The organism is Diaphorobacter sp. LI3, assembly GCF_022807955.1.
Lineage (GTDB): Bacteria > Pseudomonadota > Gammaproteobacteria > Burkholderiales > Burkholderiaceae_C > Diaphorobacter > Diaphorobacter nitroreducens.
Window position 1 is genome coordinate 3,049,028 of sequence record NZ_CP094346.1, and the last position, 13,748, is coordinate 3,062,775.

The 13,748-nt window shown below is 68.2% G+C and carries 10 protein-coding genes; 6 read left to right on the top strand and 4 right to left on the bottom strand.

Annotation, left to right across the window (positions count from 1 at the left end; genetic code table 11):
• Positions 1-26: 26 nt before the first annotated feature.
• Positions 27-3,746 carry a hydantoinase B/oxoprolinase family protein gene (locus MRB47_RS14165; protein WP_252101001.1) on the bottom strand — a complete coding sequence of 1,240 codons (3,720 nt, stop codon included), beginning with the start codon at positions 3,744-3,746 and terminating at the stop codon, positions 27-29.
• Between the two features lie 118 nt (positions 3,747-3,864).
• On the opposite strand from MRB47_RS14165, the gene MRB47_RS14170 reads away from it, so the two are divergent.
• Positions 3,865-5,688, top strand: a complete 1,824-nt coding sequence (locus MRB47_RS14170; RefSeq protein WP_252101002.1) for a peptidase M14 — start codon at positions 3,865-3,867, stop codon at positions 5,686-5,688.
• A gap of 45 nt (positions 5,689-5,733) precedes the next feature.
• On the opposite strand, the gene MRB47_RS14175 is transcribed toward MRB47_RS14170, so the two are convergent.
• Positions 5,734-6,306 (bottom strand): winged helix DNA-binding protein, encoded by a 573-nt coding sequence (locus MRB47_RS14175; protein WP_015912995.1) that lies wholly within the window; start codon positions 6,304-6,306, stop codon positions 5,734-5,736.
• A gap of 203 nt (positions 6,307-6,509) precedes the next feature.
• On the opposite strand from MRB47_RS14175, the gene MRB47_RS14180 reads away from it, so the two are divergent.
• The 5 genes from MRB47_RS14180 (at position 6,510) to MRB47_RS14200 (ending at position 10,789) form a co-directional block, all read left to right on the top strand.
• Positions 6,510-7,487, top strand: a complete 978-nt coding sequence (locus MRB47_RS14180; protein WP_252101003.1) for a TRAP transporter substrate-binding protein — start codon at positions 6,510-6,512, stop codon at positions 7,485-7,487.
• A gap of 39 nt (positions 7,488-7,526) precedes the next feature.
• Positions 7,527-8,036 (top strand): TRAP transporter small permease, encoded by a 510-nt coding sequence (locus MRB47_RS14185; protein WP_252101004.1) that lies wholly within the window; start codon positions 7,527-7,529, stop codon positions 8,034-8,036.
• A 15-nt stretch (positions 8,037-8,051) separates the two neighbouring features.
• On the top strand, positions 8,052-9,356 hold the full coding sequence (locus MRB47_RS14190; RefSeq protein ID WP_252101005.1) for a TRAP transporter large permease: 1,305 nt from the start codon (positions 8,052-8,054) through the stop codon (positions 9,354-9,356).
• Between the two features lie 42 nt (positions 9,357-9,398).
• The gene (crcB, locus tag MRB47_RS14195; protein WP_011805686.1) at positions 9,399-9,794 is read left to right on the top strand and encodes a fluoride efflux transporter CrcB; all 396 of its coding nucleotides are present in this window, start codon (positions 9,399-9,401) and stop codon (positions 9,792-9,794) included.
• A gap of 131 nt (positions 9,795-9,925) precedes the next feature.
• Positions 9,926-10,789 carry a TIGR00730 family Rossman fold protein gene (locus tag MRB47_RS14200; RefSeq protein ID WP_011805687.1) on the top strand — a complete coding sequence of 288 codons (864 nt, stop codon included), beginning with the start codon at positions 9,926-9,928 and terminating at the stop codon, positions 10,787-10,789.
• A 49-nt stretch (positions 10,790-10,838) separates the two neighbouring features.
• Here the strand turns inward: MRB47_RS14200 and MRB47_RS14205 are convergent, their stop codons facing one another.
• Both MRB47_RS14205 and rmuC read right to left on the bottom strand, forming a co-directional pair.
• Positions 10,839-12,026 (bottom strand): MFS transporter, encoded by a 1,188-nt coding sequence (locus tag MRB47_RS14205; RefSeq protein WP_172206651.1) that lies wholly within the window; start codon positions 12,024-12,026, stop codon positions 10,839-10,841.
• Between the two features lies 1 nt (position 12,027).
• Positions 12,028-13,728, bottom strand: a complete 1,701-nt coding sequence (gene rmuC, locus MRB47_RS14210; RefSeq protein ID WP_252101006.1) for a DNA recombination protein RmuC — start codon at positions 13,726-13,728, stop codon at positions 12,028-12,030.
• Between the last annotated feature and the right edge of the window lie 20 nt (positions 13,729-13,748).

A 13,748-nucleotide genomic window follows, 5' to 3' on the forward strand; every position in this document is an offset into this window, starting at 1 on the left:
TAGAGCCTTATTTCATTCAAACGCACTCAGCGGCCACCAAAGCCACCACCGCCCGGCGTGTGGATCTCGAACACATCCCCCGCTTCCATTTGCGCCTGCCCGATGTGCTGCAGCGGCTCTGCCCGGCCGTCCGCACGCACGACGCGGTTGACGCCGGGCATGCCCGGCTGCCCGCCCGCCATGCCGAAGGCGCCGTGCACCCGGCCGTTGGACAGAATGCTCGCGGTCATGGGCTCCAGGAAGCGGATGCGGCGCACGCCGCCGTCGCCGCCCTTCCAGCGGCCGCCGCCGCCCGAACCGGCGCGGATGGCGTAACTCTCCAGCCGCACGGGGAAGCGGAACTCCAGCACCTCCGGATCGGTCAGGCGTGAATTGGTCATGTGGGTCTGCACCACGCTCGTGCCATCAAAGCCCCCCACCAGCGCGCCCGTCTCGTCGAACTGGCCGCCCGCCCCGCTGCCGCCCGAGATGGTCTCGTAATACTGGTAGCGCGCGTTGCCGAAGGTGAAGTTGTTCATCGTGCACTGGCTGGCCGCCGACACGCCCAAGGCGCCCAACAGCGCGTTGGTGATGCAGCTGGAGGTCTCCACGTTGCCCGCCACCACCGATGCCGGTGGGTTGGGGTTGAGCATGGAGCCCGGCGGAATGATGACCTGCAGGGGCTTGAGACACCCGGCGTTGAGCGGAATGTCGTCCTCCACCAGCGAGCGGAAGACGTAGAGCACCGCGGCCATGCACACTGCCGTGGGCGCATTGAAGTTGTTGGACTGCTGCGCGCTGGTGCCGGTGAAGTCGATCACCGCACTGCGCGTGGCCGCGTCAATGCGCACGGCCACGGTGATCTGCGCGCCGTTGTCCAGCGGCAGGGTGAAATGCCCGTCCTGCACGCGCGCGGCCAACCGCGTGATGGCGCGGCGCACGGACTCCTCGGCGTTGTCCTGCACATGCTGCATATAGGCCTGCACCACGGGCAGGCCGAAGTGCTCCACCATGCGGCGCAGCTCCTGCACGCCCTTCTCGTTGGCGGCGATCTGCGCCTTCAGGTCGGCCAGGTTCTGCTGCGGGTTGCGGCTGGGGTACTCGCCACTCTCCAGCAGCGCAATCATCTCGGCCTCGCGCAGCACGCCGGCATCCACCAGCTTCACGTTGTCGATCTGCACGCCCTCTTCCTCGATGCGCGTGGAAAACGGCGGCATCGATCCCGGCGTGGTGCCCCCCACGTCCGCATGGTGGCCGCGGCTGCCCACGTAGAAAGTGGGCTCGGCCGCTTCACCGTGGTCGTCGCCGATGTAGACCGGCGTGATCACGGTGATGTCCGGCAGGTGCGTGCCGCCGTGGTATGGGTCGTTCAGCACGAACACGTCGCCGCGCCGCATGTGGCCGCGGTTGCGTGCGATCACGGTGCGGATGCTCTCGCCCATCGATCCCAGGTGCACCGGCATGTGCGGCGCGTTGGCAATCAGCTGGCCCTCGGCGTCAAACAGCGCGCAGCTGAAGTCCAGCCGCTCCTTGATATTCACGGAGTACGCGGTGTTCTGCAGCTGCAGCCCCATCTGCTCGGCAATGTTCATGAACAGGTTGTTGAACACCTCCAGCAGCACCGGGTCCACCTGCGTGCCCGCGGCATGGCGCTGGGCGCGCGGCAGGTGGCGGTGCAGCACCAGATGGTCCAGGGACGTGAGCCGTGCCTGCCAGCCCGGCTCTACCACCGTGGTAGCGTTCTTCTCGGCAATGATGGCCGGGCCCTGCAGCAGGTCGCCGGGGCGCATGTCTTCGCGCACCACCAGCGCAGCGTCGTGCCAGGCCGGCGTGCCGTCCGTGCCCACGGTGAACATGCGCACGGTGTCGCGCCGCGGCACTTCGCGCTCGGGCTGCAGATCCTGCGCATGCTCGACCGGCGCATCGCCCGCCACCACGGCTTCCACCGACACCGCCTCCACCATCAGTGCCTTGCCCTGCATGAGGAAGGCAAACCGCTGGCGGTACGCGGCCTCGAAGCCCCGCGTGATGGCCTGGAGGTCGCCAAAGGGCACGGCCAGCGCCGAATCGGTACCCTCGTAGCGCACATGCACGCGCCGACGCACCACGATGTCGCCGCCCGAGAGGCGCTCTTGCGCCATCTCGGCCTCGGCGGCCTGGGCCAGTGCATCCAGCGTGGCCGTGATGCCGGGCAGCGCCTCGGGTGTGAGGCGTGCCTCCACCGCCTTCTCACGCATCACGTTCTGGTCGGCCAGCCCCATGCCGTAGGCCGACAGCACGCCCGCCAGCGGATGCACCAGCACCTGCTGCATGCCCAGCGCATCGGCCACCAGGCAGGCGTGCTGGCCGCCCGCGCCGCCAAAGCACTGCAGCGTGTAGCGCGTGACGTCGTAGCCGCGCGCCACGGAGATCTTCTTGATGGCGTTGGCCATCTGCTGCACCGCGATCTGGATGAAGCCATGCGCGCAGGCCTCGGGCGTCAGCGCGGCTGCGCCATCCGCCGCGCCTGCGGTCTGGCCCGCCAGCGCCGCAAAACGCTCGCGCACCACGGCCGCATCCAGCGGCTCGTCGGCACCATGGCCGAACACGCGCGGGAAGTACGCGGGCTGGATCTTGCCCACCATCACGTTGGCATCGGTCACGGCCAGCGGGCCGCCGCGGCGGTAACTGGCGGGGCCGGGGTTGGCGCCGGCGCTTTGGGGACCTACGCGGAAACGGGCGCCGTCGAACTCCAGGATGGAACCGCCGCCCGCGGCCACCGTGTGAATGCTCATCATGGGCGCACGCATGCGCACGCCCGCCACCTGGGTCTCGAACTCGCGCTCGAACTCACCCGCAAAATGGCTCACGTCGGTGGACGTGCCGCCCATGTCGAAACCAATCACGCGCACCGGCGGCTGCGTTCCGGCCGCACCGGCCCCTGGCGCTGCCTCGGCCTGCGCCGCAATCTGCGCCGTGCGCGCCATGCCCACGATGCCGCCGGCCGGCCCGGAGAGGATGGCATCCTTGCCCTGGAAGCGGTGCGCATCCGTGAGCCCCCCCGAGGACTGCATGAAATACAGCGGCACGCCCGGCATCTCGGCCTCCACCTGCTGCACGTAGCGCCGCAGGATGGGCGACAGATACGCATCCACCACGGTGGTGTCGCCCCGGCTCACGAACTTCATCAGCGGGCTGGTGCCGTGCGAAGTGCTGACCTGCGTGAACCCGGCAGCCAGCGCCAGGCGGGCGGCTGCTTCCTCATGCGCGGGATAGCGGTAGCCGTGCATGAACACGATGGCCACGCTGCGCAGGCCCGCGTCATAAGCGGCCCACAGGCGTTCCTTCAGGTGGTCTTCCTCCAGCGGCTGTACCACCTCGCCGTGCGCGCCCATGCGCTCCTGTGCCTCGATCACGCGGCTGTACAGCAGTTGCGGCAGCACGATGTGCCGGTCGAAGATGCGCGGGCGGTTCTGGTAGGCGATGCGCAGCGCGTCCTTGAAGCCACGCGTGGTAACCAGCAGCGTGGGTTCCCCCTTGCGCTCCAACAGCGCGTTGGTGGCCACGGTGGTGCCCATCTTCACGCACTCCACCAATTCAGGCGTCACGGCCTCGCCCGGCGCCAGCCCCAGCAGGTGGCGGATGCCCGCCACCGCCGCATCGCGGTACTGCTCGGGGTTCTCGGAGAGTAGCTTGTGCGTCACCAGGCTGCCGTCGGGGCGCCGGCCCACGATATCGGTGAACGTACCCCCCCGATCCACCCAGAACTGCCAGAGTTTCTTTGCCATACCCGTTTCCTTTGTGTGCCGCGTGTGAAACATTGCGGAGAAAGAACCCACAATTTACCGATAATTTATCTGCAAGCCTGCATGATCCATACCGGATATTCACCACCCCCCCACGCATATGACCCAACCGCCCGCCGCCACAGGTTCCCGGCTGCTTGACCTGCCACTGGAGCGCACGCTGCACGCCTGGGTACAGCGCTTTGGCGAGCCGCGCTGGCGCGGATGTCACGTGGAAGGCTGGGTGTTCGAAAGCCAGGCCGCGCGCCTTGCTGCGGCGCAGCAGCTGGCAGCCGCAGGCGTGCATGCCCGCTTTCACAGTGCCTACAAGCCGCTGGTACAGCATTTCATGGACCACGTGGATTGCACCCAGGTGGTGCAGGCCCGCGTGCGCTATCCGCTGGCGGCGCACGGGCCTGCACAGCGCTTTCGGTTGGAGGCCTATCCGCTCGCCGCCCTGCTGGGGGGCGGCATCTTGCACATGGAGCCCCACGACGACGCCAGTGGCGGCTACCACGTGGAACTGGAACTGCGCGACGGCACCCGCACCGTGCAGCACGTGCACGCACCCAACCGCGTACACACCGACATGACGGGCGCCACGGTGCTCTCGCCCACCGGCTGGCTGCGCGTGGGCGCACAGGAAGGCGCTGCCGACCTGATCGACACCGCCGTATGCACCGACTACGAGCAGGCCTTCGCCGCGGCGGTGCAGGCGGTGCGCGGTCACGCGTGGCCGGACCATGAGCCGTACTTCGACCGCCTGCTGCTGCGCGTGGACCTGCCGGGCTACGAGCAGCCCGTGGGCGCCACCGGCGAGACCATAAGCACCCTGGAGGCGCTGCACGAGGACCTGTACTTCACGCTGCTGGAGTTCTTCCAACAGCACAGCGGCCGCCCCGTGGGCGACCGCCGGTTGCAGCCCGGGCAGATCGTGCCCGACGTGCGCGCGGGCGACGGCGCTCCGCACGTACAGGTGGACCTGCTGCCCTTCGCGGCGTGCGCCGACGACCTGCCAGCCCACCCAACGGCCCACGCCCCGGCCAGTTTGGCGACGCTGGCCAAGTCCCCTGCCCCTGATCGCATCACCCAGACCCTGCACGCCTGGCCCGCGCAACGTTTCAGTGCCCGGTCACGCCAGGGACGCACCGTATGGGGGCAGTACCACGCGGGCACGCAGGCACCGGTGTTCATCAGTGCGGGCCAGCATGCCAACGAGACATCGGGCATCGTGGGCGCGTTGCGCGCCGCCGAAGTGCTGCAGGCGCAACCCGGCGCGCACTTCGCGCTGATCGCGCTGGAGAACCCCGACGGCTACGCTCTGCACCGCGCGCTGTGCGCCCGCCACCCGGGCCACATGCACCATGCCGCGCGCTACACCGCGCTGGGCGACGATGTGGAATACCGCGACCACGCGCCGCTCTACGAGCGCGAGGCCCGCCAGACCGCGCTGGCGCTGTCGGGCGCGCAACTGCATGTGAACCTGCATGGCTACCCCGCGCATGAGTGGACGCGACCGCTGTCGGGCTATGTGCCGCGTGGATTCGAGCAGTGGATGCTGCCCAAGGGGTTCTTCCTCATCCTGCGCTACCACGCCGGCTGGCAGCGGCCCGCGCGTGCGCTGCTGGAGGCCGTGTGCGCGCGCTTGCGGCAAGTGCCGGGGCTGGCAGATTTCAACGCACGCCAGCGGGCCCTCTACGAGCACCACGCAGGCCCGCTGCCCTTCGAGGTGCTGGATGGCATCGCCTGCATGCAGTCGCAGACGTCACACGATGCGCCGGTGACGCTGATCACCGAGTTCCCCGACGAGACGGTGCACGGCGACGCCTTCCGCTTTGCGCACACGGTGCAGATGCACACCGCCCTGGCCGCCGTGCAGGCCTGGCAAGACATTGCCACGCATCTGCCATCACCCGTCGGCACTTCAAGCCAAACAGGCCTCTAGCGCTTTACCGGTAAGCGCCAACAGCTATCAAATAAATAGCATCTTTCACATGGACGCCGCGGCACGGGCCGCCTGGTCGTACATGCCGGACAGCACGCGCAGCAGGCGCGCCAGCTCGCCAATGTCGCGGTTCAGGCCGTCGTCGGCATTCAGCGCATCGATCAGGCAGCTCTCGCGGATCTCACGGTAGCGCTGCACATGGGCGCGCCCCGCCTCGGTGGCGGCGTAGGTCACGTCCTTGCCGTTCTTGCTGGAGGCCACCACGCCCAGCGCCAGCAGCTTCTTGAGCGAGTAGTTCACCACGTGCGTGTCTTCCACGTTCATGATGAAGCAGATGTCGGCCAGCCGCTTGTCGCGCGCGCGGTGCGTCACATGGTGCAGCACCACCACGTCCAGCGGCGTGAGGTCGCGCAGACCGGCCGCGGCCATGCAGTGCACCACCCAGCGGTGGAACGCATTGCCCGCGACGATGAGGCCGAACTCGAACTCGCTCATCTCCGCACTGCGGTCCGACACCAGGTGCGCGGACGACACGATGGGCCCGCGCGCCTTGGCGGCCTTGCCCACCTTGGCAGTGGCAGCGGGGGCCGGGGACTTGGGTCTGGCGGCTGCGGTCATGGTTTCACTCCGAGGACTGCGCCAAAAGCGACAGATGGCATTGGCATGGGATGTGCATGTCGATTGATTGTAGGGAGCAGCCCGATGATTTGCCGGCAATTTATCGACATTCAGGTGAATCACCTAGGCCGTTTCCCTGTGGCCCCCGCTACAGTGAACCCGCTGAGCCCCCTCTCTTCTCAACCCCTGCGGAGATCCCCGAGATGAAGCGTCGAAACCTTGCCGCCGTTGCACTGGCTGCCCTCACCGGCCTGTGCGCCCCCGCCCTGCATGCCCAGACCAAGTGGGACCTGGCCGCCGCCTACCCGGCCACCAATTTCCACACGGAGAACCTGGCGCAGTTCATCAGCGACGTGGACAAGGCGTCAGGAGGCAAGCTCAAGATCACGCTGCATGCCAACGCCGCACTGTTCAAGGCGCCCGAGATCAAGCGCGCCGTGCAGGGCGCGCAGGCGCAGCTCGGCGAGATCCTGCTCGCCAACTTCCAGAACGAATGGCAGATCTTCGGCGTGGACAGCCTGCCCTTCCTGGCCGACAGCTACGACGCGTCGATGAAGCTGTACAAGGCGCAAAAACCGTTCCTGGAGAAGAAGCTGGCCGAGCAAGGCATGGTGCTGCTGTACGCCGTGGCCTGGCCACCACAGGGCATCTACACCAAGAAGCCCGTGAACAACGCCGCCGACCTGAAGGGCATCAAGTGGCGCGCCTACAGCCCCGCCACCGCGCGCATCGCCGAGCTGGTGGGCGCGCAGCCGGTGACGGTGCAGGCCGCCGAGTTCTCGCAAGCGCTCGCCACCGGCGTGGTGGAGTCCACCATGACCTCGGGCGCGACGGGCGTGGACAGCAAGCTCTACGAGCACCTCAAGTATTACTACGACACCCAGGCCTGGCTGCCCAAGAACGCGCTCATCATGAACAAGAAGGCATTCGATGCGCTGGACAAGCCCGTGCAGGAAGCCGTGCTCAAGGCAGCCGCCGACGCGGAGACCCGCGGCTGGGCCGCCAGCCGCCGCGTGAACGAGGACACATTGGCCAAGCTCAAGGCCGAGGGCATGCAGGTAGTGCCGCCCAGCGGCCAGTTGAAGGCCGACATGGCCAAGGTGGGCGACACCATGCTCAAGGAATGGCTGGACAAGGCCGGGCCCGACGGCAAGGCGCTGATCGACGCCTACCGCAAGTAACGCATACCAACGCCCAGAGCCTCCACGCGCCAGACCACGATGCGACGCCTGTTGAACTTCCTCTATGACGGCGCCGCCGCGCTGGCGGCGCTGTGCATGGTGGCGCTTCTGTGCGCCGTGCTGCTGTCCATCGTGAGCCGGCAGCTCAGCTTCCATGTGCCGGGCATCGACGCCTACGCGGGCTACCTCATGGCGGCTGCGGGCTTTCTGGCGCTGGCGCATACCCTCAAGCGCGGCGAGCACATCCGCGTGACGCTGGTGCTGAGCGCCCTCAAGGGGCGCGCGCACCAGGCGCTGGAGCTGTTCGCGCTGGCCCTGGGCACGCTGCTGGCCGTGCTGTTCGCGTACTACAGCGTGCGGCTGGCCTGGCAGTCGCATGCGTTCAACGACATCTCCACCAGCAGCGACGCCACGCCGCTGTGGCTGCCGCAGCTGTCCATGGGCGTAGGCGCGATGGTGATGGCGATTGCCTTCGCGGACGAGCTGGTGCTGCAGCTCCTGGGCCGGCGCGCGGGCGCCACGCCGGGCGAAGCCCTGCGCAACGAATGACCGGAAGACGCCTTCATGAGTGACCTTGCCATCACCGGCCTGTTGATCCTGTCGCTGTTCCTGATCCTGGGCAGCGGCGTATGGATCGGGCTCACGCTCTCGGGCGTGGCCTGGATCGGCATGCAATTGTTTTCCTCGCGCCCCGCGGGCGACGCCATGGCGGTGACCATCTGGGGCTCCTCGTCGAGCTGGACGCTCACCGCCCTGCCCCTCTTCATCTGGATGGGCGAGATCCTGTTTCGCACCCGGCTGTCGCAAGACATGTTCAAGGGCCTGGCCCCGTGGGTGCAGGGCCTGCCCGGGCGGCTGCTGCACACCAACGTGGTGGGCTGCACCATCTTTGCCGCCGTGTCGGGGTCCAGCGCCGCCACCTGCGCCACCATCGGCAAGATGACGCTGCCCGAGCTCACGCGCCGCGGCTACCCCGAGAAGATGGTCATCGGCACGCTGGCCGGCGCCAGCACGCTGGGCCTGCTGATCCCGCCCTCGATCATCATGATCGTCTACGGCGTGACGGCCGAGGTATCGATCTCCAAGCTGTTCATTGCCGGCATGCTGCCCGGGGTGCTGCTGGCCGCGCTGTTCTCGGGCTACATCATGTTCTGGGCATTGCGCCACCCCGACCAGGTCCCAGCGGCAGACCGGCAGATGGGCCTGCTGGACAAGCTGCGCGAATCGCGCGCGCTGATTCCCGTGGTGCTGCTCATCGCCGCGGTGCTGGGCTCCATCTACACGGGCATCGCCACCGCCACCGAAGCCGCGGCCGTGGGCGTGGTGGGCTCGCTGGTGCTGTCCGCGGCGCAGGGGTCGCTGAACTGGGCGAGCTTTCGCGACGCGCTCATGGGCGCCACGCGGCTGTACTGCATGATCGCGCTGATCCTCGCGGGCGCGGCCTTCCTCACGCTGGCCATGGGCTACATCGGCCTGCCGCGGCACCTGGCGGAATGGATCTCTTCGCTGGGGCTGAGCCAGGCGCAACTGGTGGTGGCGCTGGCCGTGTTCTACATCGTGCTGGGCTGCTTCCTGGACGGCATCTCCATGGTGGTGCTGACCATGGGCGTGCTGATGCCCACGGTGAGCGCAGCGGGCATCGACCCCATCTGGTTCGGCATCTTCATCGTGCTGGTGGTGGAGATGGCGCAGATCACCCCGCCCGTGGGCTTCAACCTGTTCGTGCTGCAGGGCATGACGGGCAAGCAGCTGCCGTGGATCGCCCGCGTGACCGCTCCCATGTTCCTGCTGATGTGCGCGGCCGTCACGCTGATCTATGTGTTTCCGGGCATCGTGACCTGGCTCCCGCAGCAAATGACGGCGCGTTGACCAGGCCGCCGCCGCTCGGCAGCGCCTCCCTACAATGCGCCGATGTTCCACGTTCTTGCCATCTGCGCCGGTGCCTGCGCCGGCGCGCTCGCGCGCTGGCGGCTGGGCCTGTGGCTCAACACGCAGGGCGCGCTGCTGCCCTGGGGCACGCTCGCGGCCAACCTCATCGGCGGCTACCTCATCGGCCTGTGCCTGGCGCTGTTCCAGGCACTGCCGCAGTTGGACCCGGTCTGGCGCGCGCTGCTCATCACGGGCTTTTTGGGGGCGCTGACCACCTTCTCCACCTTCTCGGCCGAAGTGGTCGGGCTGCTGCAGCAGCAGCGCCTGGCGCAGGCCCTGGGCCTGTGTGCGCTGCATGTGGCCGGCTCGCTGTGCATGACCTGGGCCGGGCTGCACAGCCTGCCCTGGCTGTGGGCGGGCGCGCGGCAAGGCGTTTGATCACTATTAATTTAATAGCTTTTAGCGCTTGATACATAAGCGCTACAGGCCATTTTCATTAAAATCCCCTCGCTACACTGCGCACCCCGGCGACTGCCCCACAGACAGCCGCCTCCACTGAAAAATCATCCATGCAAGCCAATACCGACCTTCAAGACAGCCGCCTGGCGCATGCCTGGGCCGAGCTGCACAACTACGCCGTTGCCGGCAATCCGCTGCACGCCGACGCCTACCGCCTCGCCTTTGCCGACCCCGAGTTCATGTTGCGCCGCGAAACGCGCGGCATCCGTTTTCAACTGGAGCTGCTGAAGCCCGACCTGGGCCAGACGGCGCAGGGCATCGAGCACACCGTCGTGGTGTACGGCAGCGCACGCTTCATCTCGCCCGAAGCGGCCGAGCAGCAACTGGCCGATGCACGCGCCAGCGGCGATACCGAGCGCATTGCGCGCGCCGAGCGTGCGGTGAAGAACGCCTATTACTACGACCAGGCCCGCCAGTTCGCGCGCCTGGTGGCCGAGTACAGCGAGAGCCGCCCGCCCGCCGAGCGCCTGTACATCTGCACCGGCGGCGGCCCGGGCATCATGGAGGCGGCCAACCGTGGCGCGCACGACGCAGGGGCGCTCAACGTGGGCCTCAACATCTCGCTGCCGCACGAGCAAAGCGGCAACCGCTTCATCTCGCCCTCGCTGTCGTTCAAGTTCCACTACTTCGCACTGCGCAAAATGCACTTCATGATGCGCGCCAAGGCCCTGGTGCTGTTCCCTGGCGGCTTCGGCACGCTGGACGAACTGTTCGAGGTGCTCACGCTGGTGCAGACCGGCAAGGCCAAGCCCGTGCCCATCGTGTTGTTCGGCGTGGCCTTCTGGAAGAAGCTGATCAACTTCGAGGCGCTCGTGGAGCAAGGCACGATCTCGCCCGAGGACCTCCAGCTGTTCCACTACACCGACGACCCAGCCGAGGCCTGGAGCATCATCCGCACGTTCTACGAACTCTGACCGCGCACCAGCGGCGCACCGTGCGGACCGCCTTGCCTGTCCAGGCCTGTCAGGGATGCGGCGGAGGGGCCGGCGCCTCGCCGCGCAACCGCCAGGCCACGCGCGCACCCAGCCCCACAGTGGCGCCCACGGCCCAGAACAGGCCACTCAGCCCCACCAGCGCGCTCGCAGTGCCAAACAGCAGCGGCATCACCACGCTGGAGCCGTTGATCGCCATCAGCCGCAGACCCAGCGCCTCGCCATGGCGGTGCGCGGGCGTGAGTTGGTGCAGCATGCTCATGATCATGGGCTGCACCGAGCCCAGCGCGAACCCCAGCAGCACCGAGCACGCTCCCAGCGTCACGGCCGTCGGCAGCAGCGGATAGACCGCGAACAGCAGTGCCGTCGCCACCATGGCGCCGGTGACCACGGTGGATTCGCGCAGCCGGTCGGCCACCAGCGGCATGAGCACGCGGATCACCGCGGCGGCAATCGCGAACGCGCCGAGGATGGAGCCGATCACCGAGGCCGACAGCCCCCGCTCATGCCCCAGCAGCGGCACTACGAAGGTGTGTACGTCCCAGCACGACGACAGCAGCCAGTTCACGATGAGCAGCCGCCGAAAGCCGGGCTCGGCCAGCAGGTCCCAGGCCCGCGCGCGCGTGCCGTCCTCCGCGGCCACCACTGGCGGCATCTCCTGCGTGCCGCGCACCCAGAACCAGGTGGCCAACGGCAATACCGCCATGAGCGCGAAGGCCGCGCGAAAGCCCATGGTCGCGCCCGCCTGCGCACCCGCGTGATCGATCAGCAGCCCCGCGCAGAACGGGCCCAGGAAGTTGGACACCGCCGGCCCGATGGCCAGCCAGCTGAAGACCTGGCGCAGCTGCGTGCCGCCGTGCGCGGCGCGGCCCACGTGGCGTTGCAAGGCGATCGTGGCAGCCCCCGTGGCGCCACCGGTGAGCAGTGCCGCAACGCACAGCACCGCAAACGTCGGCCACACCAGCGCCGCGCCGGCACCCAGGACGGCCGCGACGACCGCGTGGCGCACCGGGCGCTTGAGCCCATGGCGGTCGGCATAGCGCCCCGCGGGCAGCGCCAGGAACACCTGCGTGAGCGCGAACAGCGCCAGCAGCACGCCCACGGCCGCCGCGCTGTAGCCCTCGCGCAGCGCCAGCAGCGGCGCGGCCATGCGCATGCCCGCCATGCTGGCGTGGATGCAGATCTGGCCGGCGATCAGCCGCGCGAGCGCCAGGTTCAAGTCACTCGCCTTCGTCTTCGATCAGCAGGTCCGGCAAGGTTGCGCCCGCTGCATCGCCCTGCCCCGCCGCCGGCTCCGGCGCGGGCAGCTCCTGCACGCCGCGCAGCTTGCGCTGGATGGCACGTGTGCGCACATCCACCTGCTCGAACTTCTTGGCCGCCGCGTCGATGGACTTGCGCGTAGCCTCCACCACGTCGCCGAACTTGGCGAACTCGGTCTTCACCTGGCCCAGCACGCTCCACACCTCGGACGAGCGCTTCTCGATGGCCAGCGTCTTGAAGCCCATCTGCAGGCTGCTGAGCATGGCCGCCAGATTGGCCGGGCCGGTGATCATCACGCGGCAGTCGTTCTGCACCGCCTCGACCAGCCCGGGGCGGCGCATGACTTCGGCAAACAGCCCTTCGGTGGGCAGGTAGAGCACCGCGAAGTCGGTGGTGTACGGAGGCGCCACGTATTTGCTGAAGATCTTCTTGGCTTCCAGGCGGATGGAGGATTCGAAGGCGTTGCCCGCCGCTGCGATGGCCCCCTTGTCCGCCGTGTCCTGCGCGTCCAGCAGGCGCTGGTAGTGCTCCACGGGGTACTTGGAGTCGATGGGCAGCCACACGGGCTGCTCGTCGCTCTTGCCCGGCAGGCGGATGGCAAATTCCACCAGATCGTCGCTGCCCGGCATGGTCTTGACGTTGCGGGCGAACTGCTCGGGCGTGAGCACGTTGTCGATGATCGCGCCCAGCTGCATTTCGCCCCAGGTGCCGCGCGTCTTCACGTTGGTCATCACGCGCTTCAGGTCTCCCACGCTGCCGGCCAGCGTCTGCATCTCGCCCAGGCCCTTGTGCACCTGCTCCAGCCGGTCGCTCACCAGCTTGAAGGACTCGCCCAGGCGCTGCTCCAGCGTGGCGTGCAGCTTTTCGTCCACGGTGCGGCGCATCTCCTCCAGCTTGGCGGCGTTATCGCCCTGGATGGCGGCCAGGCGCTCGTTGAGCGCGCCCCGCAGCGCCTCGGCATTGTTCTGGCTGCTGGCGACCAGGCCGGACAGTTGTTGCCCCATGGACTCCTGCAGGGCCGAGAACTGGCTGCGCAGCTGCTGCGTGGTGCCTTCCAGCTGGTCGCGCAGCGCGCCCGACATGGTGCCCAACTGGCCCTGGATGTCGCCCTTGAGCGAGTCCAGCGTGCCGCGCGTGGTACCGCTCAGCGCCTCGAAGCGCTCCTGAATGCGCTGGCCGAAGAGCTGCGTGCTCTCGGCCATGGCGTCGCGCGACTTGAGGCTGTCGGCCGCCAGCGCCTGCGCCGTCTGGCTCAGCTCGGCACGAAAGGCGGACAGCGCATCCGCCTGCTCCTTGCGGGCTACGGCCGCATCGGCGCGCGCCTGCGCCAGGTGCTGCTCCAGACGCGACTGCAGCGTGGCAAAGGACGCCTGCAGCTCGCCGCGGCTGGTGCGCGACTCCTGCGCAGCCAGCGCCAGCCGCTCGTCCAGCAGGGCCTGCGTGGTCTGGGTGAACCCGCGCAGTTGCTGGGCCATGGCATCCAGCGCTCCGTCATTCTTGGCCACGGCCAGCTGCGTGGCCTGCACTGCGGATTCCAGCGACTGCAGGCGCGCCAGCCATTCGGGCGGCAGGTCCACGCGCGGGCGGCGCAGTAGCAGCACCGCCAGCAACACCACGGTGAGCACCAGCAACGCCAGTGCGGCGGTCATTTCGAATGTCATTCTTGAACTATCAAAACAAT